General features: G+C 67.4%; 22 protein-coding genes. 10 read left to right on the top strand and 12 right to left on the bottom strand.

Annotation, left to right across the window (positions count from 1 at the left end):
- Window positions 1–659: 659 nt before the first annotated feature.
- The 6 genes from E1263_RS42820 to E1263_RS22775 all read right to left on the bottom strand — a co-directional run bounded on the left by E1263_RS42820 (window position 660) and on the right by E1263_RS22775 (window position 6,534).
- Complete coding sequence (locus E1263_RS42820) at window positions 660–812, bottom strand: hypothetical protein (protein ID WP_165956726.1); 153 nt, start codon at window positions 810–812, stop codon at window positions 660–662.
- Window positions 813–1,546: 734 nt separating this feature from the next.
- Entirely contained in the window at window positions 1,547–2,782 is a 1,236-nt protein-coding gene (gene fabF, locus E1263_RS22795) for a beta-ketoacyl-ACP synthase II (RefSeq protein ID WP_132170619.1), read from the bottom strand.
- A 101-nt stretch (window positions 2,783–2,883) separates the two neighbouring features.
- On the bottom strand, window positions 2,884–3,132 hold the full coding sequence (locus E1263_RS22790) for an acyl carrier protein (protein ID WP_132170617.1): 249 nt from the start codon (window positions 3,130–3,132) through the stop codon (window positions 2,884–2,886).
- Window positions 3,133–3,212: 80 nt separating this feature from the next.
- Window positions 3,213–4,208: a beta-ketoacyl-ACP synthase III gene (locus tag E1263_RS22785; protein ID WP_132170615.1), complete on the bottom strand. Its 996-nt coding sequence runs from the start codon at window positions 4,206–4,208 to the stop codon at window positions 3,213–3,215.
- A 115-nt stretch (window positions 4,209–4,323) separates the two neighbouring features.
- Window positions 4,324–5,247 (bottom strand): ACP S-malonyltransferase, encoded by a 924-nt coding sequence (locus E1263_RS22780; protein ID WP_132170613.1) that lies wholly within the window; start codon window positions 5,245–5,247, stop codon window positions 4,324–4,326.
- Between the two features lie 78 nt (window positions 5,248–5,325).
- Window positions 5,326–6,534 carry a PucR family transcriptional regulator gene (locus E1263_RS22775; protein WP_132170611.1) on the bottom strand — a complete coding sequence of 403 codons (1,209 nt, stop codon included), beginning with the start codon at window positions 6,532–6,534 and terminating at the stop codon, window positions 5,326–5,328.
- Between the two features lie 38 nt (window positions 6,535–6,572).
- On the opposite strand from E1263_RS22775, the gene E1263_RS22770 reads away from it, so the two are divergent.
- The 4 genes from E1263_RS22770 to E1263_RS22755 all read left to right on the top strand — a co-directional run bounded on the left by E1263_RS22770 (window position 6,573) and on the right by E1263_RS22755 (window position 9,989).
- Window positions 6,573–7,622, top strand: coding sequence for a PHP domain-containing protein (locus E1263_RS22770; RefSeq protein ID WP_202869004.1), 1,050 nt, complete (start codon window positions 6,573–6,575; stop codon window positions 7,620–7,622).
- Window positions 7,619–8,626: a pirin family protein gene (locus E1263_RS22765; RefSeq protein WP_132170609.1), complete on the top strand. Its 1,008-nt coding sequence runs from the start codon at window positions 7,619–7,621 to the stop codon at window positions 8,624–8,626. The genes E1263_RS22770 and E1263_RS22765 overlap by 4 nt, the downstream gene beginning before the upstream one ends.
- Before the next feature lie 66 nt (window positions 8,627–8,692).
- Entirely contained in the window at window positions 8,693–8,998 is a 306-nt protein-coding gene (locus tag E1263_RS22760) for a hypothetical protein (protein ID WP_132170607.1), read from the top strand.
- Window positions 8,991–9,989 carry a zeta toxin family protein gene (locus E1263_RS22755; RefSeq protein WP_165956725.1) on the top strand — a complete coding sequence of 333 codons (999 nt, stop codon included), beginning with the start codon at window positions 8,991–8,993 and terminating at the stop codon, window positions 9,987–9,989. The genes E1263_RS22760 and E1263_RS22755 overlap by 8 nt, the downstream gene beginning before the upstream one ends.
- Here the strand turns inward: E1263_RS22755 and E1263_RS22750 are convergent.
- Entirely contained in the window at window positions 9,924–10,454 is a 531-nt protein-coding gene (locus E1263_RS22750) for a hypothetical protein (protein WP_132170603.1), read from the bottom strand. The genes E1263_RS22755 and E1263_RS22750 overlap by 66 nt on opposite strands.
- A 35-nt stretch (window positions 10,455–10,489) precedes the next feature.
- Window positions 10,490–11,035 carry a MarR family winged helix-turn-helix transcriptional regulator gene (locus E1263_RS22745; RefSeq protein ID WP_132170601.1) on the bottom strand — a complete coding sequence of 182 codons (546 nt, stop codon included), beginning with the start codon at window positions 11,033–11,035 and terminating at the stop codon, window positions 10,490–10,492.
- Window positions 11,036–11,097: 62 nt separating this feature from the next.
- On the opposite strand from E1263_RS22745, the gene E1263_RS22740 reads away from it, so the two are divergent.
- The gene (locus E1263_RS22740) at window positions 11,098–12,111 is read left to right on the top strand and encodes an alpha/beta hydrolase (RefSeq protein WP_132170599.1); all 1,014 of its coding nucleotides are present in this window, start codon (window positions 11,098–11,100) and stop codon (window positions 12,109–12,111) included.
- Here the strand turns inward: E1263_RS22740 and E1263_RS22735 are convergent.
- Window positions 12,108–13,592 (bottom strand): peptide MFS transporter, encoded by a 1,485-nt coding sequence (locus E1263_RS22735; RefSeq protein ID WP_238161421.1) that lies wholly within the window; start codon window positions 13,590–13,592, stop codon window positions 12,108–12,110. The two genes, E1263_RS22740 and E1263_RS22735, sit on opposite strands and share 4 nt — an antisense overlap.
- Window positions 13,593–13,764: 172 nt before the next feature.
- Between E1263_RS22735 and E1263_RS22730 the strand changes: the two genes are divergently transcribed.
- Both E1263_RS22730 and E1263_RS22725 read left to right on the top strand, forming a co-directional pair.
- Window positions 13,765–14,538: an IclR family transcriptional regulator gene (locus tag E1263_RS22730; RefSeq protein ID WP_132170597.1), complete on the top strand. Its 774-nt coding sequence runs from the start codon at window positions 13,765–13,767 to the stop codon at window positions 14,536–14,538.
- Between the two features lie 109 nt (window positions 14,539–14,647).
- Window positions 14,648–15,931, top strand: coding sequence for a chymotrypsin family serine protease (locus tag E1263_RS22725; RefSeq protein WP_132170595.1), 1,284 nt, complete (start codon window positions 14,648–14,650; stop codon window positions 15,929–15,931).
- Between the two features lie 73 nt (window positions 15,932–16,004).
- On the opposite strand, the gene E1263_RS22720 is transcribed toward E1263_RS22725, so the two are convergent.
- Genes E1263_RS22720 through E1263_RS22710 form a run of 3 tightly spaced genes read right to left on the bottom strand, consistent with a single transcriptional unit; the run spans window position 16,005 to window position 18,427 of the window.
- The gene (locus E1263_RS22720) at window positions 16,005–16,961 is read right to left on the bottom strand and encodes a dihydrodipicolinate synthase family protein (protein ID WP_238161419.1); all 957 of its coding nucleotides are present in this window, start codon (window positions 16,959–16,961) and stop codon (window positions 16,005–16,007) included.
- Between the two features lie 13 nt (window positions 16,962–16,974).
- A complete protein-coding gene (locus E1263_RS22715; RefSeq protein WP_132170593.1) occupies window positions 16,975–17,850 on the bottom strand; it encodes an amidohydrolase family protein in 876 nt (291 codons plus the stop codon).
- Window positions 17,851–17,905: 55 nt separating this feature from the next.
- The gene (locus E1263_RS22710; protein ID WP_132170591.1) at window positions 17,906–18,427 is read right to left on the bottom strand and encodes a GNAT family N-acetyltransferase; all 522 of its coding nucleotides are present in this window, start codon (window positions 18,425–18,427) and stop codon (window positions 17,906–17,908) included.
- Between the two features lie 80 nt (window positions 18,428–18,507).
- Between E1263_RS22710 and E1263_RS44385 the strand changes: the two genes are divergently transcribed.
- From E1263_RS44385 to sfnG, 3 genes are all read left to right on the top strand, one after another.
- Entirely contained in the window at window positions 18,508–18,579 is a 72-nt protein-coding gene (locus E1263_RS44385; RefSeq protein WP_355465572.1) for a putative leader peptide, read from the top strand.
- Window positions 18,580–18,642: 63 nt separating this feature from the next.
- A complete protein-coding gene (locus E1263_RS22705; RefSeq protein WP_132170589.1) occupies window positions 18,643–19,860 on the top strand; it encodes an acyl-CoA dehydrogenase family protein in 1,218 nt (405 codons plus the stop codon).
- Window positions 19,860–20,975, top strand: coding sequence for a dimethylsulfone monooxygenase SfnG (gene sfnG / locus E1263_RS22700; protein WP_132170587.1), 1,116 nt, complete (start codon window positions 19,860–19,862; stop codon window positions 20,973–20,975). The genes E1263_RS22705 and sfnG overlap by 1 nt, the downstream gene beginning before the upstream one ends.
- The last annotated feature ends 4 nt before the right edge of the window (window positions 20,976–20,979 follow it).

Genomic DNA, 20,979 nt, shown 5'->3' with positions numbered 1-20,979 from the left:
CAACAACACCCACCGCCTCCAACTAGCCGAACTCGCGACCAACTAGCAGCACGAACAACTGCATGTAGTACCCGCAGCCCGGCCAGCCAGCCGCCCGCCGCCCCAGCAGCACAATCACGTGCAGCCCTTCGTGCCGCAAACCCCAGCCCCGCCCGGGCGCCAGTCAGCGGCACGAAGCACTGCAGGTAGTGCCGAAATCCCAGAGCCAGGCTCCCGAGTGAGCCAACCCCTCAGCGCGCGTGACCGCCGGGCGCTGACCACCTGCAGTCGTTCGTGCTGCGAGGGCTGGCCCCGACCCAAGGCGCGGGCCAGCGACACGAAGGACTGCAGGTAGTGCCGAAATCCCAGAGCCTGGCTCCCGAGTGAGCCAACCCCCATCGCGCGTCAGCGCCGGGCGCCGACCACCTGCAGTTCTTCGTGCCGCGAAGCGGACGCCGTACGAGCTGCACGAGGGACTGCAGGTACTGGTCGGGGTCCCGGGCTGATGGGCCGGGTGAGCCCACCCAGGCGTGTGCGGGTGCGGGTGCTGCTGACCACCTGCAGTTGTTCGTGCCGCAAAGCCCGGCCCCGCCCAAGGCAACGGCCAGCTGCACGAAGCACTGCAGGTAGTGCCGAAATCCCAGAGCCAGACTGCCGAGTGAGCCAACCCCCATCGCGCGTCAGCGCCGGGCGCCGACCACCTGCAGTCGTTCGTGCCGCGAAGCGGGCGCCGTACGAGTGTTGGTGAGCTGTACGACGGACTGCAGGTATTGGCTGAATGCCGCCGGAGCAGGTGACACCCAGGTGCGCGCGGGCGCGGTGGTGCTGACCACCTGTAGTTGTTCGTGCCGCGAGGGCTGGCCCCGACCAAGGCGCGGGCCAGCGACACGAAGGACTGCAGATAGTGGCCGAGATCCAGAGCCTGGCTGCCGGGTGAGCCCGTCCAGGCGTGCGCGGGCGCGGGGCGCTGACCACGTGCAGTTGTTCGTGCCGCGAAGCGGGCGTCGTACGAGGTGTTGGTCAGCGGCACGTAGGACTGCAGGTAGTAGCCGTAATCCCAGAGCCTGGCTCATGCGTGGGCCAAACCCCCAGCGCGCGTGAGCGCCGGGCGCCGACCACCTGCAGTCGTTCGTGCTGCGACGCGGGCGTCGTACGGGGGGTTGGTGAGCTGCACGTGGGACTGCAGGTGGTGGTCGCAAGCCGGCGGGTGGGGACCGGGTGAGCCCATCCGGGCGTGCGCGGGCGACTACCTGCAGTTGTTCGTGCGGCTAGGGGCGACATCCGCGGGCCTGGATCGATGGCAAGGAGCGTCGGTACGACGGGGGGTCGGCTGTGGAGGTAATCCGCAGTGCGGTCGTCGCGGGGCCGACTCGCATCCGCAGCCGCATGTCCCAGGCTTGGATAGCTCTCGCCGAGCGACAGGACGTATATGCCCACTGGGCGTGGTCGGACGGATCCGCTGAGCGTGGCGAGGTGGGGTAGTAGGTCTATACGTCCTGTTGTTAGCGGAATGCACGACGCCCGCTCGTCCCCAGAGCAGGGAGGAGCGGGCGTGGTGGGGGTGAAATCAGATTGTCTTGAAGGCGATTGCTGCGTTGTGGCCGCCGAAGCCGAAGGAGTTGTTGAGGGCGGCCAGGTCGCCGTCGGCCAGTTTGCGGGGCTCGGTGGCGATGTCGAGCTCGATCTGGTCGTCGAGCTTGTCGAGGTTGATGGTCGGCGGGACGATGCGGTGGTGCAGGGCGAGGATCGTGGCGATCGACTCGACCGCACCGGCGGCACCGAGCAGGTGACCGATCATCGACTTCGGTGCGGTCGCGACCGCGTTGTCGGTGGCGCTGCCGAGGGCGAGCCGGATGGCGAGCGACTCCGCGACGTCGCCCTGTGGGGTCGAGGTGGCGTGCGCGTTGATGTGCTTGATGTCGGACGGGCTCAGATCGCCTTCGAGCAGCGCCCGCTCCATCGCCCGCCGCGCACCGGAACCGGTCGGGTCGGGTTGCGCGATGTCGTGACCGTCGGCGGAGATACCGGCTCCGGCGATCTCGGCGTAGATCTTCGCACCGCGCGCGACCGCGTGCTCGTAGGACTCCAGGACCAGAACACCGGCGCCCTCACCAAGCAGGAAGCCGTCGCGGTCGGCGTCCCACGGCCGGGAGGCGCGCTCGGGCTCGTCGTTGCGCTTGCTGAGCGCCATCATCTGGCTGAACGCGGCGAGCGGGAGCGGCATGATCGTGCCTTCGGTCCCACCGGCCAGTACGACGTCCGCGCGGCCGAGGCGGATCTGGTCCAGGCCGAGTGCGATCGCTTCGTTGCCGGAGGCACAGGCCGAGACCGGAGTGTGCACACCGGCCTTGGCGCCGAACTCGAGACCGACGTACGCCGCGGAAGAGTTCGGCATCAGCATCGGGATCGCCAGTGGCGAGACGCGGCGCGGGTTCTTCAGCAGCGCGTCGTAGTTGGACAGCGTGGTGTGCAGGCCACCGATGCCGGTGGCAACGGCCACGCCGAGGCGCTCCTTGTCGAGCCCGGAGTCCTCCAGACCGGCGTCGGCCCAGGCTTCACGGGCGGCGACCACGGCGAGCTGCGCGTTGCGGTCGAGGCGGCGGGCCTTCACACGCTCGATGATCTCGGTCGGCTCGACCGCCACCGGGGCAGCGATCTGGACGGCCAGGTTCTGCACCCAGTCGTCGGTCAGCCGGCGGGCACCGGACCGACCGGCCAGCAGGCCTTCCCAGGAGCTGGCCACATCGCCGCCGAGCGGGGTGGTGGCTCCGAGCCCGGTGATCACGACTCGGGTCTTCGACATCTGTACCTCATCCTTCACGAGATCGGGGATTGGGAGGCCGGCCGGTGGTGCTCATCGGTTCTGAGCCCGATGAGCACCGGCCAGCACGGAGACGGCTGAGATCAGCCGTTCAGGCCACGCTCGATGAACGCGACGGCGTCGCCGACGGTCTTCAGGTTCTTGACCTCGTCGTCGGGGATCTTCACGTCGAACTTCTCCTCGGCGGCCACGACGACCTCCACCATGGAGAGCGAGTCGACGTCGAGGTCGTCGGTGAAGGACTTGTCCAGCTGGACGTCCTCGACCGGGATACCGGCGATCTCGTTCACGATCTCGGCGAGGTCGGAACGGATCTCTTCGGTGCTGGCCATTGCGGTTGTTCCCTTCGAATGTTCTTGCTGGCTTGGTTCAGCCGGGGCAGCCACCTGAGCTGTCCCCGGACAACTATGGCTTACGGAAGCCGGATCACCTGGGCGGCATACACGAGGCCCGCGCCGAAACCGATGATGAGGGCGAGGTCGCCGCTCTTGGCTTCGCCGGCCTCGCGCATCGCGGTGATCGCGAGCGGGATCGATGCGGCGGACGTGTTGCCCTGCCGTTCGATGTCACGGGCAACCTTCACGTGCTCGGGCAGCTTGAGCGCCCGCCGCATCGCGTCGGTGATCCGCATGTTCGCCTGGTGCGGCACGAACAGGTCGAGCTCCTCGGCCGGTACGCCGGCCACGTCGAGCGCCTGCTGCGCGGTCTTGGCCATCTCGTACGACGCCCAGCGGAAGACCGGGTTGCCTTCCATCGTGAGGTTCGGCCAGTTCTGGCTGCCGGCTGCCTCCTGCCACGATTCCTTCTGGCTGATCACCGCGTGCTGCGTGCCGTCGGAACCCCAGACGACCGGGCCGATCCCCGGCTCGTCGGCCGGACCGACCACGGCTGCTCCGGCGCCGTCGGCGAAAATGAACGCCGTACCGCGGTCGTTGCGGTCGGTGAGGTCGCTCAGTCGCTCGACGCCGATCGCCAGCACGTACTTGGCGCTGCCGCCGCGGACCATGTCACTGGCCAGCGCGATGCCGTAGCAGAACCCGGCGCAGGCCGCGGAGACGTCGAACGCGGCTGCGGTCGGGGCGCCGACCGCGACGGCGATCTGGGTCGCGATCGCGGGCGTCTGGTAGAGGTGCGTGACCGTGGAGACCACGACGCAGCCGATCTGGGCCGGGTCGATGCCCGACTCCTTCAGTGCGTCCTTGGCCGCCTCGACCGACATCATCAGCACGGTCTCGTCGTCGGAGGCCCAGCGGCGCTCCTTGATCCCGGACCGGGTCTGGATCCACTCGTCGCTGGAGTCGATCTGCTCGATGATCTCCGAGTTCGGCACCACCCGTCGCGGCCGGTACGAACCGATCCCGAGAACCCCGGCGTGCGTCGATCCACTTGATGCGGTGATTCCGGTCATGGGGCCTCCTGGCCTGGACTGAGGAGTGCAGGGAGCGAAGCGACTGGAGCGACGAGGGAAGGACTGGAGTTAAAGCCCCATGACCCGCCGTGCCGAAGGCGCGGCAATGACTCCGTCATACGGAGGCTCCATGCTTCTCGACGAATGCGCGGGCGTCGTCCAGCTGGTCGGGCGTCTTCAGGGCGAAGGTCTCGACGCCCTTCAACTGGCGCTTGGCGATACCGGTCAGCGTGCCGGCCGGCGGCAGCTCGAGGATGCCGGTGACGCCGAGCTCGGTGAAGGTCTGCATGCACAGGTCCCAGCGGACGGGGGAGTTCACCTGGGCGACGATCCGCTGCAGCGCGTCCGCGCCGTCGGTGACGACCTGGCCGTCGCGGTTGGAGAGCAGCTTGGTCGTCGGCTCGCCAGTGCCGATGGCGGTCGCGTACTTCGCCAGGGTCTGAACCGCCGGCTCCATGTGCTTGGTGTGGAACGCGCCGGCCACCGACAGCTTGATCAGCCGGGACTTGGCGGGCGGGTCCTCGGCGAACGCGGCCAGCTCCTCGACGGTGCCGGCGGCAACGATCTGGCCGGGGCCGTTGTCGTTGGCGGGCGTCAGCCCGTACTCCGCGAGCTTCGCGAGGACTTCGTCACGGTCACCACCCAGTACGGCGGTCATCGAGGTGGCGGTCAGCGCGGCCGCCTCGGCCATCGCCTTGCCGCGCTCGCGGACGAGCACCATCGCCTGCTCGACGGTCAGTGCACCGGACAGCGCAGCGGCGGCAAGCTCACCGACACTGTGACCGGCCAGCGCACCTACCTGCGTCGCATCCGTGAACAGCGCCGGCGCGGTGGCCAGGCCGGCCGCGACCAGCAGCGGCTGCGCGATGGCGGTGTCGCGGATCGTGTCGGCATCCGCTGCCGTGCCGTAGTGGGCGAGGTCGAGACCGGCGACCGCGGAGAGCCAGTTGAGCCGGCTCTCGAACGCGGGATCGGCCAGCCACGGCTCGAGGAAACCTGGGGTCTGGGCACCCTGACCGGGTGCGACGATGACGAGCACGTGACCACTCTCCCTGTTCCGAGCCGTTCGCGGGGCCGCAGGCAGCACGAATTCTGACCGGCCCGATTTGTAGACATCCTACAAAACGGGCGTTCCCGGGTCCGGATTGAGCAGGCGGCCGAGGGCGAGTGCGACACGCAGGGTGAAAGCGTCGCGGGGATTCAGTGGCTGGTACCCCGTGAGATCGGCCACACGCTTCAACCTGTACCGGACGGTATTGGCGTGGATGAACATCGCCCGGGCCGTCGCCTCGATCGAACCACCCGAGTCCAGGTATGCCGAAACGGTGTCGCGCAGCACCCCTTCGCCCATGGTGAGCGGGCCGTAGACGTCAGTGGCGAGTTGCCGGCGCGCATGCCCGTCTCCGGAGAGTGATCGCTCCGGGAGCAGTTCGTCGGCCTGCACCGGTCGCGGAGCCCCGGGCCAGGCCGGTACGGCGCGGAGTCCGGCGACCGCCGCCCGGGCCGACGTCACGGCCGCCATCAGGTCTTTCACCACCGGCCCGACCACGATCGGACCAGGTCCGAACCAATGCGCGAGCCTTTGTACGATCTCCACAGGTTTGCTGGTACCGCCGAGTACCACCACCAACCGATCGCCCTGGATCGCACACAGAGCGTCAGCACCCGCCTCGCGGGCAGCGTGCCGAACGGCGTCGGCCACGTTCGCATTCCCCTCGGCCGCCGGGGCCCGCCCGACAACCACGGCCACCTCGGCCGATCCCGTCGTACCGGCGGTTCCTGTCCAGCCCAGCGCGGATGCGCGCGAGCGGACCGAGTCGTCGGCCTCGCCGCGGATCACCGAGTCGACCACGAGCGCTTCGAGCCGGGCATCCCACGCCCCGCGCATCTCGGCGGCCTGCGCGTAGATGGTCGCGGCCGCGAACGCGACCTCTCGGGCGTAGCGCTGCATCGCCCGCTGCACCGCCGGTACGTCGTCCGGCGGCAGCAGGTCGTCAATCGCGTTCTCCATCATTTCGATGGTCGTCCGCACCAGGTCGACGGTCTGGTGCAGCGAGATCACGCGGGTGAACTCACGCGGCGCGGACCCGAAGATCCGCGTCGGCATCGACGAGTTCGCCTCCGGATCGCGGAACCAGTCCACGAACGCGGTGATCCCCGACTGCGCCACCAGCCCGATCCACGACCGGTCCTGCGCCGACAAGCCCCGAAACCACGGCAGCTTCTCTTCCATCGCGGCCGTCGCCGCCGTCGCGAGCGCCCCGGTCTGCCCCTGCAGCCGATCAGCCCGCGCCAAATGCGCCTTGGTCTCCGCCTGCTTAGCCACACCCCGACAATACGGTCCGTCTACGCAATGATGGGGGGATGACGGACAAGGCGGGTGTGGATGCTGCCGTTGAGGCGTTGCGGGCGATTGGGTATTACCTGGAGCGGGACCGGCAGCCGTCGCATCGGGTGAAGGCCTATCGGCGGGCGGCCGACACGATCGAGGAGCTGCCCGCGGCGGAGGTTCGGGCGCGGCGGCGGGCCGGGACGCTCACCGAGTTGCCGGGGATCGGGCCGAAGACCGAGGCCGTGATCCTCGAAGCCATGGACGGCGCGACCCCGTCGTACCTGACCAAGCTGGCGGGTTCGGCCACCGACCTCACCGAAGCCGAAGCCGGTACGGCGATGCGCGCGGCACTGCAAGCCGACCTGCACCTGCATTCGGAATGGTCGGACGGCGGCAGCCCGATCGAGGAGATGGCCCGTACGGCGCATCGTCTCGGCCACAAGTACATGGCGCTGACCGACCATTCGCCGCGCCTCAAGATCGCGAACGGCCTGTCGCGCGAACGCCGTCTCCAGCAGCTCGAGGTCGTTGCCGAACTCAACAAGAAGCTGTCCAAGGAGCTCGACGGCTTCACGATCCTGAACGGGATCGAGGTCGACATCCTCGACGACGGTTCGCTCGACTGCGATTCCGAGATCCTGGCCCGGCTCGACCTCGTCGTCGCGAGTGTCCACTCCAAACTCCGGATGGCCTCCGAGCCGATGACCGAGCGGATGGTCAAGGCGATCGCCAACCCGCACGTCGACGTACTGGGTCACTGCACCGGCCGCCTGATCACCGGCGACCGCGGTACCCGCCCCGAGTCCGACTTCGACGCCGAGGTCGTCTTCGAGGCCTGCCGCCAGTTCGGCACCGCGGTCGAGATCAACTCCCGTCCCGAACGCCTCGACCCACCCAAACGCCTGCTCGCCCTGGCCGCCGAGATGGACTGTGTCTTCTCCATCGACACCGACGCGCACGCGCCGGGCCAGCTCGACTGGCAGGTCTACGGCTGCGAACGTGCCGAAGCCGCCGACATCGCCCCCGGCCGCGTCGTCAACACCTGGGACCGCGAAGAGCTCCTCGAATGGACAGCGTCATGAGCGATCTGGAGAAGGACCCGGCCGAGGTCGTCTGCACGGGGTCTGAGCAGGGGCCGGTGTTCGAGTTGCTGGAGCCGCGCGAGGTCGTGCTCGGCCGCTCGACGAAGGTTCGCCGCTTGTTGCCGAACAAGGACCGGCGGATGGTTGGTGCGTGGTGCTTCGTCGATCACTACGGGCCTGATGATCTGACGCAGCGAGTCGATTCGTACGACGCGCCGGGGGAGAGCGGGATGCTCGTTCCGCCGCATCCGCATACGAGTCTGCAGACAGTGAGCTGGTTGTTCGAGGGCGAGATCGAGCACCGCGACAGCGTCGGCTCGCATGCCTTGGTCCGTCCCGGCGAGCTCAACATCATGACCGCCGGCAACGGCATCGCGCACTCGGAGGTCTCCACCCCGGACGCCCCGCCGCGACTTCACGGAGCGCAGCTCTGGGTCGCCCTGCCCGACTCCGTCCGGACGACGACGCCACCCGCCTTCAACGCGTACGCCGACCTTCCGCAACTGGACATCGACGGTGCCCGCATCATCGTGATGATAGGAACCGTCGCCGGGGTCACTTCGCCGGCGCCGGCGTTCACCCCGCTGGTTGGCGCCGACATCACCATTCAGCCCGGCCAGTCGCTGACACTCCCGCTCACGTCTTCGAACGAGTACGGCGTACTGGTGGTTGATGGTGCCTTGTCGGTCGGGGACCTCACGCCGACCTTCGGCGAACTCGCCTACCTCGGCGCCGGCCGCGACACGATCGACTTAGTTGCCTCTGGCAATGGAGCGCGCTTTCTCCTGCTCGGCGGCGAACCTTTCACCGAAGAGCTCGTCATGTGGTGGAACTTCATCGGCCGAACCCACGAAGACATCGTTGAAGCCCGCACTGCCTGGCAATCCGCCATCGCCGCTGGTGGCACCGACCGTTTCCCATCGGTCCCCGGCTATGTGGGGGACCCGCTCCCTGCTCCGCCACTCCCCGGCGCCACCCTCAAGCCGCGGCCACGCGCCCGCTGAGAAGTTATCCACAGGCGGCGTAGACGGTGGTTGCGGGCGGGCCGATCAACCAGCGAGAGTTGCCGCATGACCGACAACGAATCGATCCTCGGCCAGGTCCCGTCGTACGAGTGGAACGACGAGCAGGCGATCAGCTTCGAGGTCGCTCAGGACACCATCAGCCTGTTCATCGCCCACTGCACTGATCGAGTCTGGACCGAACGCCGCAAAGACGCGCCCGAGGAGTCGGTGATCGAACACTGGCTCGAAGAGCGCCGTCGGGCGGTCAAGGACAGCCAAGCTCTTCGGTCCGACGATCCCATCGCTATTCGGGCGACGGTGGAGAACTACGGCAGGCGCGTCCGCGAGCGGAACGGTGATGCTGATGCCTGAGGTCGACCTCGAGCGTTATCGACTCCCGAGTGCGCTGCACCAGCAGATCTTTCAGGCCGAAATCGTGCCGGAGCGCCTCGAACCTGTGGCGCCGCAGGCGCATCCGGTCGTCGTGTTCATCGGCGGTCAGCCGGGTGCCGGCAAGACGGCGACCACCGAGATGATCAATCACACGATGGGCCTCCGGGGGCCGGTTGCCCATGTGTGTGGAGACTTCTACAAGCCCTACCACCCGGACTACTCGCGGCTGATGGACAAGGACGAGCGGACAGCCGGTGCCTTCACCCGGCTGGATACACGGTTGTGGCATCGCGCAGCCGAGGACTGGGCAAGAGCCCGCGGCTGTCACACGGTAGTCGAGACCGCGCTGGCGGATCCCAAGGAGTTTCGCCAGGCGAGCGCGGCTTTTCGGGCTGCCGGCTTCCGGATCGAGGTTGCCGCCATGGCCGTTCCGGAAGCGATGAGCCGGCTGGGCATCGTCGCGCGGTACCTGGAGCAGGCGGCGGTCCACGGACGCGGACGATTCGTGGCGAAGTCCAATCATGATGCTTGCTATCGCGGCGTCCCGGAGACCATGGCGGCCATTGAGGCAGCACAACTGGCCGACAATGTGCTGGTCTTCCGGCGGGGAGCTGTGGTTGTGGCCGCTGCGAACCGCGACGCGGACGGCGCCTGGACCGGCGTACGGAGGTTCGCGGACGCGGTGACAGTTGAGCGGTCTCGGCGGTGGGGGACGACTGGTTCGCTCAGGTTCTGTACGAGCCTGAATCGGATCGCGCAGCAAGGTGGTCCGGCCTGGCATCCGGAGCTCCGCGATATCGCGCGTCTCGCGGCCCCGTTGGTGGTTGCGGGGACGCCGCTGGAGGCAGCTGCCGAGGGTCAGGCTGATGCCAGCTTTCGCGCAGTCCAGGCATGCCGTATCACGTCAGACGAGGGCGTTGACTCGCGGCTGACTCGTACGGCGGCGGTAGTAGGCCCAGGTGAGGACTAGGAGTGCTGGGCCCCACAGGTGCAGGAGGCTATAGCTGCCGACCATCAGGTACTGCCAGAACTGGCTCGTGAAGTTCAGGAGACTGTCGGTGTAGGCGTCGCGCATCCCCCAGGTCCAGAGGGCGATCAGCGACAGGCCGCCGAGGGTTGCTGGGACGATGGCGGCGTACGGTGCGACGCGGCGACCGCCGATGAGCGGGATCCAGCGGGGAACTACTTCGCCCCAGCGCTGGACCAGGCCGAGCCCGGTGAGCGCCAAGGCCTCGGAGAAGAGCGACAGGCCGATGACGTACAGCTTGAAACCCAGACCGTGTACGTACGTCGGGTGTCCGGTTGCGTCGAGCATGCCCATCGAAGAGCCGAAGACCAAGCCGATCCGCCACAGGCTCGACGGCAGGACGAAGAACGGGATGGCGTGGGCCAGTCGGTTGGCCCAGCGGGGGACGGGGCGATCGGTCGCTTGCATGCTTCGACCATCCCCTGTTGAGGCAGGTGATCGCCTCACCCGTCGGGGTGAGCTGGGTCCTCCCGTTGGGGGAGCGGCATCAGGTCAGGGCCGTCGGCCTCGGCGGCGAGGACGACCTTGCGGAGCAGCTTGATCAGGGTTTCGCGCTCTCGTGGTGACAGGGGGCCGAGCAGTTCGTGCTCGGCGGCTGACTGGGATCCGATCGAGGACTCCCAGGCGTGGTGCCCGGCTTCGGTGAGGACGACCACGACACTGCGCCGATCGGTGGCGGCGCGGCTGCGGGCCACCAGGCCGGCCTGGGTCAGCCGATCCAGACGGTTGGTGAGCGTGGCGGGATGGGTGTCGAGGGCAACGGCCAGGGCGGTCGGGGTGACGCTGTACGGCGGGCCCGCGGACCGGAGGCGCCACAGGATGTCGTACTCCCAGCTGCGGAGCCCGAGCTCTTGCAGGGCTTCAGCGCGACGCGTCTGGAGGTGGCGGACGAGCATCTGCATCCGGGTGACGACGCCTTCGACCTCGACGTCGAGGTCGGGCACTTCGTGCTGCCAGAAGTCGATATGGCGATCGATCGAATCCCGCATGACCCAATGGTACTACGATTCGATATATTATGATTTCGTAGTATCGAGATGAGGAGCTGCCTATGTTCGACCTGTTGGGCCGTCTGGACGAGGCGACGATCGACAGTCGCCTCCTGCAGGGAAATCCGCTCGGAGACCCGTCGCGGCGGCCGGTGTGGGTCTACACGCCGCCCGGCTACGACCAGAGCACGCAGCATTACCCGACCGTCTTCATGCTGCTCGGCTTCGGCGGGACGCTGCCGTTGTGGCGCAACCGAATGCCTTACCGGCAACCGGTTCCGGAGCTCATCGACGGTCTGTTCGCGCGGGGTGAAGCGCCGGGCATGATCGTCGTGTACGTCGACGCGTTCAGCAGATACGGCGGCAGCCAGTACGTCGACTCACCCGGCACCGGTCCGTATCACTCGTACCTGTGCGATGAGGTCGTCCCGTGGGTCGACGCCCACTACCGCACGATCGCCGACCGCGACCATCGTGCCATCGCCGGGAAGTCCAGTGGCGGCCTCGGCGCGATGATCACGCCGATGCTCCGGCCGGACCTGTTCGGCGCGTTCGCCACACATTCCGGTGATGCGCTGTCCGAGGCGCAGTACATCCCGCATTTCTTGTGGGCTGCGCGGCACCTGCGCGCGTACGACGGGGACATCTTCGCGTGGTGGCAGGACTTCGGTCAGCGGACCGCTTTCACCAAGCCCGAGGACGAGCGCCTGCTCGAGTTGCTCGGCGTCTCGGCCTGCTTCTCACCGGATGCGGACGGAGTCCCCGAGCTTCCGTTCGATCCGGTGACCGGCGCTGTGCGACCGCAGGTCTGGGAGCGGTGGCTGCGCTGGGACCCGGTGCGGATGGCGCCGGATCACGCCGCGGCGTTGCGCTCCCAGCGAGCGATCTGGATCGACGCGGGGACCAGTGACGAGTGGTTCCTCGACCTCGGCGCGCTGGCCTTTCGGCAGCGGCTCGAGGAGGTCGGTGTGGCGGACGACGTCGTCCGTTTCGAGCTGTTCGACGGCGGTCACCGGGCGGTCGAGTACCGCCAGCCACTGGCAGTCGCGTGGCTGGCGGAGCGACTGGTCCCTTAGGAGTCCTGTGCAGTGGAGGACTGCGCAGTGTGGCGCTTGATCCAGGGGGCGAGGAAGTAGAGGGCCAGGGCGAAGACGATGGTGACGATTGCGAGGCCGCCGAAGTAGGCGGTGTCGGAGGCGCCTTCGGTGGCCTGGACGAGTTGGGCGGTGATGGCCTGGCCGGCGGACGGGGCGAGGAACCACAGGGCCATCATCTGGCTGAGGAAGGCGCGCGGGGCCAGCAGGGTGGTGGCGGCTAGGCCGACGGGGGAGAGGAAGAGCTCGCCGAGGGTCTGGATGATGTAGACGACGACCAGCCAGGCCGGGGAAGCGAGCTTGGTGCCGGCGACGTTCGAGGCGAGAGCCATCACGGCGAACGAGATCCCGGCCAGCAGTAGGCCGGTGGCGAACTTCTGGCCGATACTCGGGCCGCGGTCGCCGAGCTTGATCCAGATCACCGCGAAGACCGGGGCCAGGAAGACGATCGAGAGCGGGTTCACCGAGGCGAAGAACTCCGGGGAGATCGTCGTGCCGAACAGGTGCAGGTCGGTGCGGTCGGCCGCGAACGTGGTGAGTGTGGTCGCGGCCTGCTCGAAGACCATGAAGAAGAGCATGGCGGCGATGAACAGCGGGATGTAGGCGCGGACGCGCTGCCGCTCTTCCGGCGTGACCAGGGGACTGCGGAGCAGCATGGTGAAGTAGGCGATCGGGGCGATGAAGCACAGGTACGAGATCGCGTCGACGACCGGCTTCGGCCCGAACCCGCCGGACAGTGCGGCGGACAGGAAGAAGACCACGGCGAGCAGTGCGATGACGGCGACGGAGACCTTGATCATCGCCGGGCGGTCCGCGGCGGTGAGCGGGTTCGGCGGAGTGTCGCCGCGGCCGTGCAGCGTCTTGCGGCCGAGGATGTAGGCGATCAGCGCCAGCGTCATCCCGACCGCGGCGGCGGCGAACGCGACGTGGAAGCCGAACTCGCGGCGCAGGAAACCGACCACGAACGGCGCCGAGAACGAGCCGATGTTGATGCCCATGTAGAAGATCGAGAACGCCGAGTCGCGGCGCGTGTCGCCCTTCTCGTAGAGGGTGCCGACCATCGTCGAGACGTTCGGCTTCAGCAGGCCGGTGCCAAGGGCAACCAATGCGATGCCGAAGTACGCCGTACCGGTCGCGGGCACAGCGAGCAGCAGGTGACCGGCGACGATCACCACACCGCCGTACAGGACGGTACGGCGTGCCCCGACGACGCGGTCGGCGAGCCAGCCGCCGAGGACGGAGAGCAGGTAGACCGACGCGCCGTAGATCGACACGACCGCCTGGCCGAGCGACTCGCCCAGGCCGAGACCGTGCGCCTTGTCGGTCAAGTACAGCAGCAGGATGGCGCGCATCCCGTAGTAACTGAAGCGTTCCCACAGCTCGGTGGTGAACAGCGTCATCAACCCACGCGGATGCCCGAAGAAGGTCTTCTCCGGCTTCTCGGCCGACTGCGATACCGACACGGTCCACTACTCCCTGTTGAACTTGTTGACAAACGCACCGACCGTAACCCGTCTCATGCGCCTTCGCCAGCCGACTCCACCAGCAGATGCGACACAAGTCACGACTCCGACTGGGCTCAAGTGTTTCCGGATCTGCGGGGGATTTCTGTTATTTCGTAGATAAGATGCCGAGATGGACAGCAGTGAGCGGTCGCCGTCACCCGCGGTTGCCCGGACTTTGACGGTGCTCGAGACGTTGGTGAACTCGGACGAGGAGCTGACTCTGACGGCACTGGCGAAGAAGGCGAACATCCCGCTCGCGACCTGCGCCTCCATCGTCTACACCCTTGAGCAGCGCGACTACGCGAGCCGCCGGGTGGTTGGGCGCAGTCACTTCTGGCGGCCGACGCTGCGGCTGTACGGGCTGGCCACCCAGCTGATCCGCAAGGTGGATCTGTCGTCGGTCGCCAACCGCGAGCTGCGCGAGGTCGCCGACCGGCTGGGCATGCCGGTCCACATCGGTGTCCTGACCGGTACGTCGATCGTGTACGTCGCCAAGGCCGCGCTGCCCGGGTTCATCCAGTTCGACACGTATCCGGGGAAGGTCGCGCACTACAACCTGACCGCCCTCGGGAAGGCGATCGCGGCGTACCTGCCGGAGGACGAGTTGGGGCCGTTGCTCGGGCATCTGGAGCAGGGCTACGGGCCGAAGGCGGGCCCGGTCAACGAGGAGACGTTCCGGGCTGAGCTGGCCAGGGTGCACAAGCAGGGGTACGCGTTCGAGGACCAGGAGGAGCAGGCCGACATCTCTTGTCTGGCCGCTCCGTTCTTCGCGGCAGGCGGTCACGTCGCCGGTGCTGTTGGGGTGACATCGTTCTCCCGGGACCTGACCCGAGAGAAGCGCAAGCAGGCGCAGACGGCGCTGATGCAGCTCGCCGCGACGATCTCCGAGCGCCTCGGCGCCTGAGTTGGTATAACCACAGGTTTCGCTGTCCATCGTTGTCTTCCGGCTGGGACGAGCACTAGCGTGACGAGTGCCTTTTCGTTGTCCGCCCCCCTCGGAAGGTCTACCTGTCATGCGCAAATTCGTTGTACTCGCGGCTACCGCCGCAGTAGCCCTCGGAGCAGGGCTGGCCGGGTCTCCGGCCGCCTTCTCCGCACCCGCCCCGGACGTCTCACCGTCCAACCTTCCGCCGTCGGTCTCCGGCCGCGACAATCCCGGCCCCGCGTTCTGGGACAAGCAGGCCAAGGTCGTCGAGGTCGCCGACGCGATCACCGCCGCCTACAAGAGGATCTCCGGTGACAGCGGGTACGCCGGTCTCGTGGTCGATGCCGCGTCCAACAGCATCACGCTGAACTGGCGTGGCCAGGTCCCCGCGTCGGTCACCAAGGCCACCACGAACGCCTCCGGTGTCACGGTGAATGCGGTCCCGACCGCGAAGTACTCCTACCAGGAGCTGGCGAAGGCGACCGGCAAGGTCATCGCCGAGCGCACGTCGATCAACGGCACCGAGGTCGTCGCGGCCGGCCCGCTCGCCGATGGCTCCGGACTGCAGGTCACCGCAAAGGGCGGTGCGACGAAGGCCGCCGTACGGAATGCGATCTCGGCCGTGGCCGGGGGAGTTGCCGTCTCGGTTGTGAATGGCAGCCCGGAGTTCGCTGTTGCTCCGCCGTCCGTGTTCGGCCCGACCAGCCGCTGGAACCAGCAGGCCTTCGGTGGAGCACGCTGGCGGCTCGACAACGGCGGTGGCTGCTCCCAGGGCTTCGCCCTCGGCTGGGCCGGCGACTCCGCCATGGCCACCGCAGCCCACTGCGGCGCCCTTGGCAGCGGTGCCCGCAACCCGGAGAACAACGCCCGCTACGGCACCGTCACCAACCGGTACGAGAACCGCGACATCGAGGCCATCCGCGCGGACAATCAGGGTGACAAGGGTTTCTTCCAGGCCTCCATGTGGTGGGGTGACGTCAACGGCCAGCAGCTTTGGCCCGTCCGCGGCCTGACCGGCAACTACCCCGGCATGGTCACCTGCAGCTCAGGATCCTATTCCGGCTCCCTCTGCGACATCGTCATCACCGCCAACGGCGTCACGGTCTGTCTCAGTGGCCTCTACTGCGTCTACGGCGCGGTCGATGTGTACAACCGCACCGGCGGTCCGGTCTGGGGCCAGGGCGACAGTGGCGGTCCGGTCTCGATCCCGATCGGCAGCGACGTCCGGGCCGGCGGCATCATCTCCGCGATCGACACCGCCCGCGGCACCGGCTGCGCCGGCGAACAAAACCGTCAGTGCGCCAATCGTGGCTGGTACTCGCCGCTGGACCAGTGGACCGGCGAGACCGGCTTCACGCTGCGCACGCAGTGAGGTTGTTCTAGCAGTTGAAAGTGGCCGAGGGCCTGCACCACCAGGTCCCCGGCCACCAGTTCGTGGGTAGCGATCATCCGAGCCGGGGGAGGAGGTCGGCGAACTCGGCGAGTGCGCGGTCGACCATCCGAACCTCTTCGACATCCAGGTGATGGGCGGGTTCGCGGCAGTACGGCGACTCGAAGAGCCCACGCCGGACCGAGATCAGTTTCTCGGCGGCGATGATGCGTTCGGTGTCGAGCATCCAGTAGGAGATGTAGGGGAGGAGGCGCCGGTGCAGATCGACGCCGCCGGCCTCGTCACCCGTGGCGAAACGACGCCAGATCTTGAGGTAGACCTCGGTGAGCGAACATCCCGGCTGCGTGCCGACGGCCCCGCGCCGGATCGCATCGGGGAGTTGCACTCCGGCATGCCCCTCCAAGGCGGCTAGCGTCGGCGTACCGGCTGCTAGTTCGGCGATCAGTGGGCCGGGCGGGCTCGACTCGACCTTGACCAGGCGCAGGTTCGGGTGGTCAAGGGCGATTGAGCGGAGCAGGTCCGCGTCGAGGCTCGTGCCCGTCTCGCTCGGTGCGTACTGCAGCACCATCGGGATCGGGTCGATTGCCGTCAGCACCGTTCGCACGTGATCGGCCAGCGCGTTTCGGGACGGCGACAGGAAATGCGGCGGCAGCAGGTTGATCAGGTCGGCACCGGCTTCCACCGACTCCAGTGCGCGCTGCGCGGCCAACCGCGTCGCATGATCCTGTACGGCGATCACCGCCGCAACGTCGTCGCGGTCGCGCGTGTGGGACAGCAGGAGCGTTGTCAGCCGACGGCGTTCGGTCTCGGACAGCTTGTGGAACTCGGATGCGAACCCGGGGAACATGACGCTCGTGACGCCGGTCGACAGCACATACTCGACGACCCGCTCGAAACCGGCGTAGTCGACCGCACCATCGGCGGTGAAGGGAACTTCGAGCACAGGGGAGACCCCGCGGACGAGCAGTGCGGCGTCGGTGGGTCGCTCGGACCCGATCTCGGTCATAGCCATGGTTGTCTCCTGGTCAGGACGGCAGCTGCAGGCCGAGGGCGGCCAGTGCGTCGGCGTGGATGATTCCGTCGATGACCTCGTCGGGGACGCGGGGCAGCTTCGTCCCCTCGAGCATGTCGTTGACGGTGCGCAGGCCGGCGATTGCCTCACCGGTGTTGGCGATGGGGAAGTCCGAACCCAGCAAGAGTTTCCCGGCCGCGCCCCACTCGACCGCGTTGATCAGCGACTGGTAGAGCACCCACGGGCGCAGATAGATCGACGACACATCGGCGTACACGTTGGGGTGTTTGCGGATCGTCACGACGGTTTCGCGGCTCCACGGGTGGCCCATGTGCGCCATCACGATCCGCAGCTCCGGATACCGCAACGCGATCTCGTCGGTGACGAGCGGGTACGTGTAGCGCAGTGGCGCCTCGCGGATCGGCGAGGCGCCGGAGTGGAACAGGATCGGCAGATTGTTCGTCTGGCAGTAGTCGTAGAACGCCAGCGCAGGCTCACCGAGCGGGTCGAAGTTCTGGTAGTTCGGGCCGAGCTTCACCCCGACCAGACCTTGCTCACGGCAACGGTCGGCCTCGTCGAACGCACCGTAGACGGTCGGGTTCACCGACATGAACCCGATCCGCTTGGCCGGATTGTCGCGGACGAACTCGATCGTCGCGTCGTTGCAGCGCTCCGGCGGATGCGGGATCCCGGTGGCGGCCAGCGGGTCGTCGACCGCGATGTTGAACACGATCGACACATCCGCCGCCGCCATCGCGACGTCGTACTCGGCCCAGGTGTTGGTGGTGGTCACCGCCCGGTCGTTACGCCAGCCGGTGAACACCTGACGCTCGTCGTCCGGCACCGCGTCGCGGTGCGTCGGCGTATGCGCGTGCACGTCGACGATCATTCCCAACCTTCGAAATCTCGTAGATAGTTTCTGAGTTTCGAAGTTTAGTCGATGATCAGGTCGCGATCCAGTAGCGCCGGGTGGGCCCGAGCCAGGTCTCCCGGACGTCCTCCAGTACGCCGCCGGCGCGCTCGATCGTCTTGGCCGACGCGACGTTGCCGACGTCGCAACTCACCATCACCCGCTCCAAGCCGCGCTCCCCGGCGCGGATGACCACCTCGTCCAGCGCCCACGCCGCCAGCCCGCGGCCCCGGGCCGACGGGCGAACGCCGTACCCGATGTGACCACCGCCGTCGAGCAGCTTCTCGGTCAGTGTGTGCCGCAAAGTGATGGAGCCGAGGTATTCGCCGCCCTCGACGATCCACCAGTACGTCCCGTGCACCCGCCCCGCGGGGAGTTCGGCGCTGTCGTCGCTCTGCGCCCGCAAGTAGGCGACCCAGGCGGCGAATCCTTCGGGGCTCTGCAGGTCGTAGGTGTCGGTGATGCCGGACCCGTGCTGCGTCTCCGCGCCCCACTCGTCGGCCGACTCCAACCACGATTTCTGCAGTGCCACATCCGGCGCGATCAACTCAGGCATGGATCCACGGTAGGTCCACCGGTTGAGACGCGCCATGGACTTGTTGACGAATGTCTAGTTAGTGAGTCGACAATGGGTGCATGACCCGCGAGTTGATCTTGGTGCAGCGCCGCCACATCGACCTGCTGCGTGTCGCCTCTCAGGCGTGTTGATTCCAGCGGTCGGCCCCAACCCACCCATCCGGAATCCCCTGGGAATCAAGGAGTTTCACCCCTATGTCAACCTCAGAGCTTCGCCCTGCCCTGTCCGAAATCACCCCGACGACACCGGACGAATGGATCCAGCGGGCCGCCGAAGTGGCCGCGATCCTCGCCGTTGATGCGGCTGTCCGGGACCGCGCCGGCGCCACGCCGTACGACGAAGTCAAGCTGCTCAAGGATTCCGGGCTCGTCACGCTGCTCGGCCCGACCGAGCATGGTGGCGGCGGTCAGACCTGGCCGACGGCGTACAAGGTGATTCGGACGGTCGCGGAGGCCGACGGATCGATCGGGCAGTTGCTCGGCTATCACCTGCTGTGGTTCTGGGCCGCGCGGCTGGTCGGCACGAAGGAGCAGATCGCTGCCGTCGAGGAGGCGGCGACGACGAACAAGTGGTTCTTCGGCGGCGCGGTCAATCCGCGGGACGCCGACGTGGTCGTCACCGACGAAGGCGACACGATCAGCTTCAGCGGTCGCAAGAGCTTCTCGACCGGGAGCAAGGTCTCCGATGTGACCGTGCTCGAAGGCACGTTGCTCGACAGCGGCACGCATGTTTTCGCCATCGTGCCGTCCGATATCGAGGGCCTCAACTTCCTCGACGATTGGGACAACATCGGCCAGCGGCTGACTGAGAGCGGCGGCGTCACCCTCAACCAGGTGCGGGTCGGCTGGGACCAGGCGGCCGGATTCGTCGGCAAGACCTTCCAGCCGCGGGTCTACAACACGCTGAATGTCCCGACCATCCAGCTGGTCTTCGTGAACTTCTACCTCGGCATCGCCCGCGGCGCCCTGGAGACCGCGGTCACCTACACCCGCGAGAAGAGCCGCTCCTGGCTGCACGGCGGGTATGCGTCCGCTGTCGACGAGCCGGCCGTCATCGACGCGTACGGCGACCTGCAGTCGAAACTGTGGGCCGTCGAAGCGCTCGCCGATGCGGTTGCGCTGGAGGCTCAGGTCATCCACGACAACGCGTGGGAGGTGACCGAGCAGCAGCGTGGTGAGCATGAGGTGCGCGTGGCTGCGGTCAAGGCTCGGGCCACTGAGGTGGCGCTCGAGGTGACCAGCCGGATCTTCGAAGTCACCGGAGCGAGGTCGACTGCCACGATCGAAGGACTCGACCGGTTCTGGCGCAACGTCCGGACGCACACGCTGCATGACCCGGTCGCGTACAAGCGACGCGAGGTCGGCCGGCACCTGCTCGTCGGCGAGCTGCCCGAGCCGACCTGGTACAGCTGATGTCGACTGAACGCGTCGCGAATGAGGTCAAGTTCGCCTACTGGGTTCCCAACGTCAGCGGTGGTCTCGTCACCAGTGACATCGAGCAGCGGACGGGCTGGGACTTCGAGTACAACAAGAAGCTTGCGCAGACGGCTGAGCGGGTTGGGTTCGAGTACGCACTGAGCCAGGTTCGCTACACCGCTAGCTATGGTGCCGAGTTCCAGCACGAATCAACGAGTTTCAGCCTTGCGTTGCTGCTGGCAACTGAGCGGCTGAAGGTCATCGCCGCGGTTCACCCTGGGTTGTGGCAGCCCGGCGTACTGGCGAAGTTCGGGGCTACTGCGGACCACCTTTCAGGTGGGCGGTTCGCGGTGAACGTCGTGAGCGGCTGGTTCAAGGGTGAGTTCACCGCGCTAGGGGAGCCGTGGCTGGAGCACGACGAGCGCTACCGGCGGTCGGCCGAGTTCCTGCAGGTACTGCGGAAGTTGTGGACCGAGGACAACGTGGAGTTCGCCGGTGACTTCTACCGGATCCGCGACTTCACGCTGAAGCCGAAACCAGGCGTTTTTCCCGAGCTGTTCCAGGGCGGTAACTCATCCGCGGCCCGGGAGAATGCGGGCCGGCACTCGGACTGGTATTTCTCCAACGGCAAGGACTTCGACGGCGTCACCGAACAGCTCCTCGACGTACGACGGGTTGCCCGTACGGCGGGTGGCGGTCGCGAGGTGAAGTTCGGGCTGAACGGGTTCATCATCGCGCGCGACACCGAGAAGGAAGCGCGGGAGACGCTCCGCGAAATCGTTGCCAAGGCCAACAAGCCGGCGGTCGAAGGGTTCCGGGACGCCGTGACCCAGGCCGGCCGGTCAGCGCCTGACGGCAAGGGGATGTGGGCGGACTCGTCGTTCGAGGACCTCGTCCAGTACAACGACGGCTTCCGGTCCCAGCTGATCGGTACGCCGGAACAGATCGCCGAACGGATCGTCGCCTACCGCCGACGCGGGGTTGATCTGATCCTGGGCGGCTTCCTGCACTTCCAGGAGGAGATCGAGTATTTCGGTGCTCGGGTACTCCCGCTGGTCCGTGAGCTGGAAGCCGCTGAACACAGCGCCGAGCTGGAGCTCGCCGCTGTCTGAGTAC

Origin of the sequence: Kribbella antibiotica (assembly GCF_004349055.1) — a bacterium.
Classification (GTDB): Bacteria; Actinomycetota; Actinomycetes; order Propionibacteriales; family Kribbellaceae; genus Kribbella; species Kribbella antibiotica.
This window is presented reverse-complemented; position numbering and strand designations above follow the sequence as displayed.

Excerpts from the sequence above, each read along its gene's own strand:
- E1263_RS22730 (WP_132170597.1), top strand. The coding sequence starts at position 13,765 with ATGGACAGCAGTGAGCGGTCGCCGTCACCCGCGGTTGCCCGGACTTTG.
- fabF (WP_132170619.1), bottom strand. The coding sequence starts at position 2,782 with ATGTCGAAGACCCGAGTCGTGATCACCGGGCTCGGAGCCACCACCCCG.
- E1263_RS22785 (WP_132170615.1), bottom strand. The coding sequence starts at position 4,208 with ATGACCGGAATCACCGCATCAAGTGGATCGACGCACGCCGGGGTTCTC.
- E1263_RS22760 (WP_132170607.1), top strand. The coding sequence starts at position 8,693 with ATGACCGACAACGAATCGATCCTCGGCCAGGTCCCGTCGTACGAGTGG.
- E1263_RS22720 (WP_238161419.1), bottom strand. The coding sequence starts at position 16,961 with ATGGCTATGACCGAGATCGGGTCCGAGCGACCCACCGACGCCGCACTG.
- sfnG (WP_132170587.1), top strand. The coding sequence starts at position 19,860 with ATGTCGACTGAACGCGTCGCGAATGAGGTCAAGTTCGCCTACTGGGTT.
- E1263_RS22750 (WP_132170603.1), bottom strand. The coding sequence starts at position 10,454 with ATGCAAGCGACCGATCGCCCCGTCCCCCGCTGGGCCAACCGACTGGCC.
- E1263_RS22710 (WP_132170591.1), bottom strand. The coding sequence starts at position 18,427 with ATGCCTGAGTTGATCGCGCCGGATGTGGCACTGCAGAAATCGTGGTTG.
- E1263_RS22765 (WP_132170609.1), top strand. The coding sequence starts at position 7,619 with ATGAGCGATCTGGAGAAGGACCCGGCCGAGGTCGTCTGCACGGGGTCT.
- E1263_RS22740 (WP_132170599.1), top strand. The coding sequence starts at position 11,098 with ATGTTCGACCTGTTGGGCCGTCTGGACGAGGCGACGATCGACAGTCGC.
- E1263_RS22790 (WP_132170617.1), bottom strand. The coding sequence starts at position 3,132 with ATGGCCAGCACCGAAGAGATCCGTTCCGACCTCGCCGAGATCGTGAAC.
- E1263_RS22755 (WP_165956725.1), top strand. The coding sequence starts at position 8,991 with ATGCCTGAGGTCGACCTCGAGCGTTATCGACTCCCGAGTGCGCTGCAC.
- E1263_RS22745 (WP_132170601.1), bottom strand. The coding sequence starts at position 11,035 with ATGCGGGATTCGATCGATCGCCATATCGACTTCTGGCAGCACGAAGTG.
- E1263_RS22725 (WP_132170595.1), top strand. The coding sequence starts at position 14,648 with ATGCGCAAATTCGTTGTACTCGCGGCTACCGCCGCAGTAGCCCTCGGA.
- E1263_RS22705 (WP_132170589.1), top strand. The coding sequence starts at position 18,643 with ATGTCAACCTCAGAGCTTCGCCCTGCCCTGTCCGAAATCACCCCGACG.
- E1263_RS22770 (WP_202869004.1), top strand. The coding sequence starts at position 6,573 with ATGACGGACAAGGCGGGTGTGGATGCTGCCGTTGAGGCGTTGCGGGCG.
- E1263_RS22715 (WP_132170593.1), bottom strand. The coding sequence starts at position 17,850 with ATGATCGTCGACGTGCACGCGCATACGCCGACGCACCGCGACGCGGTG.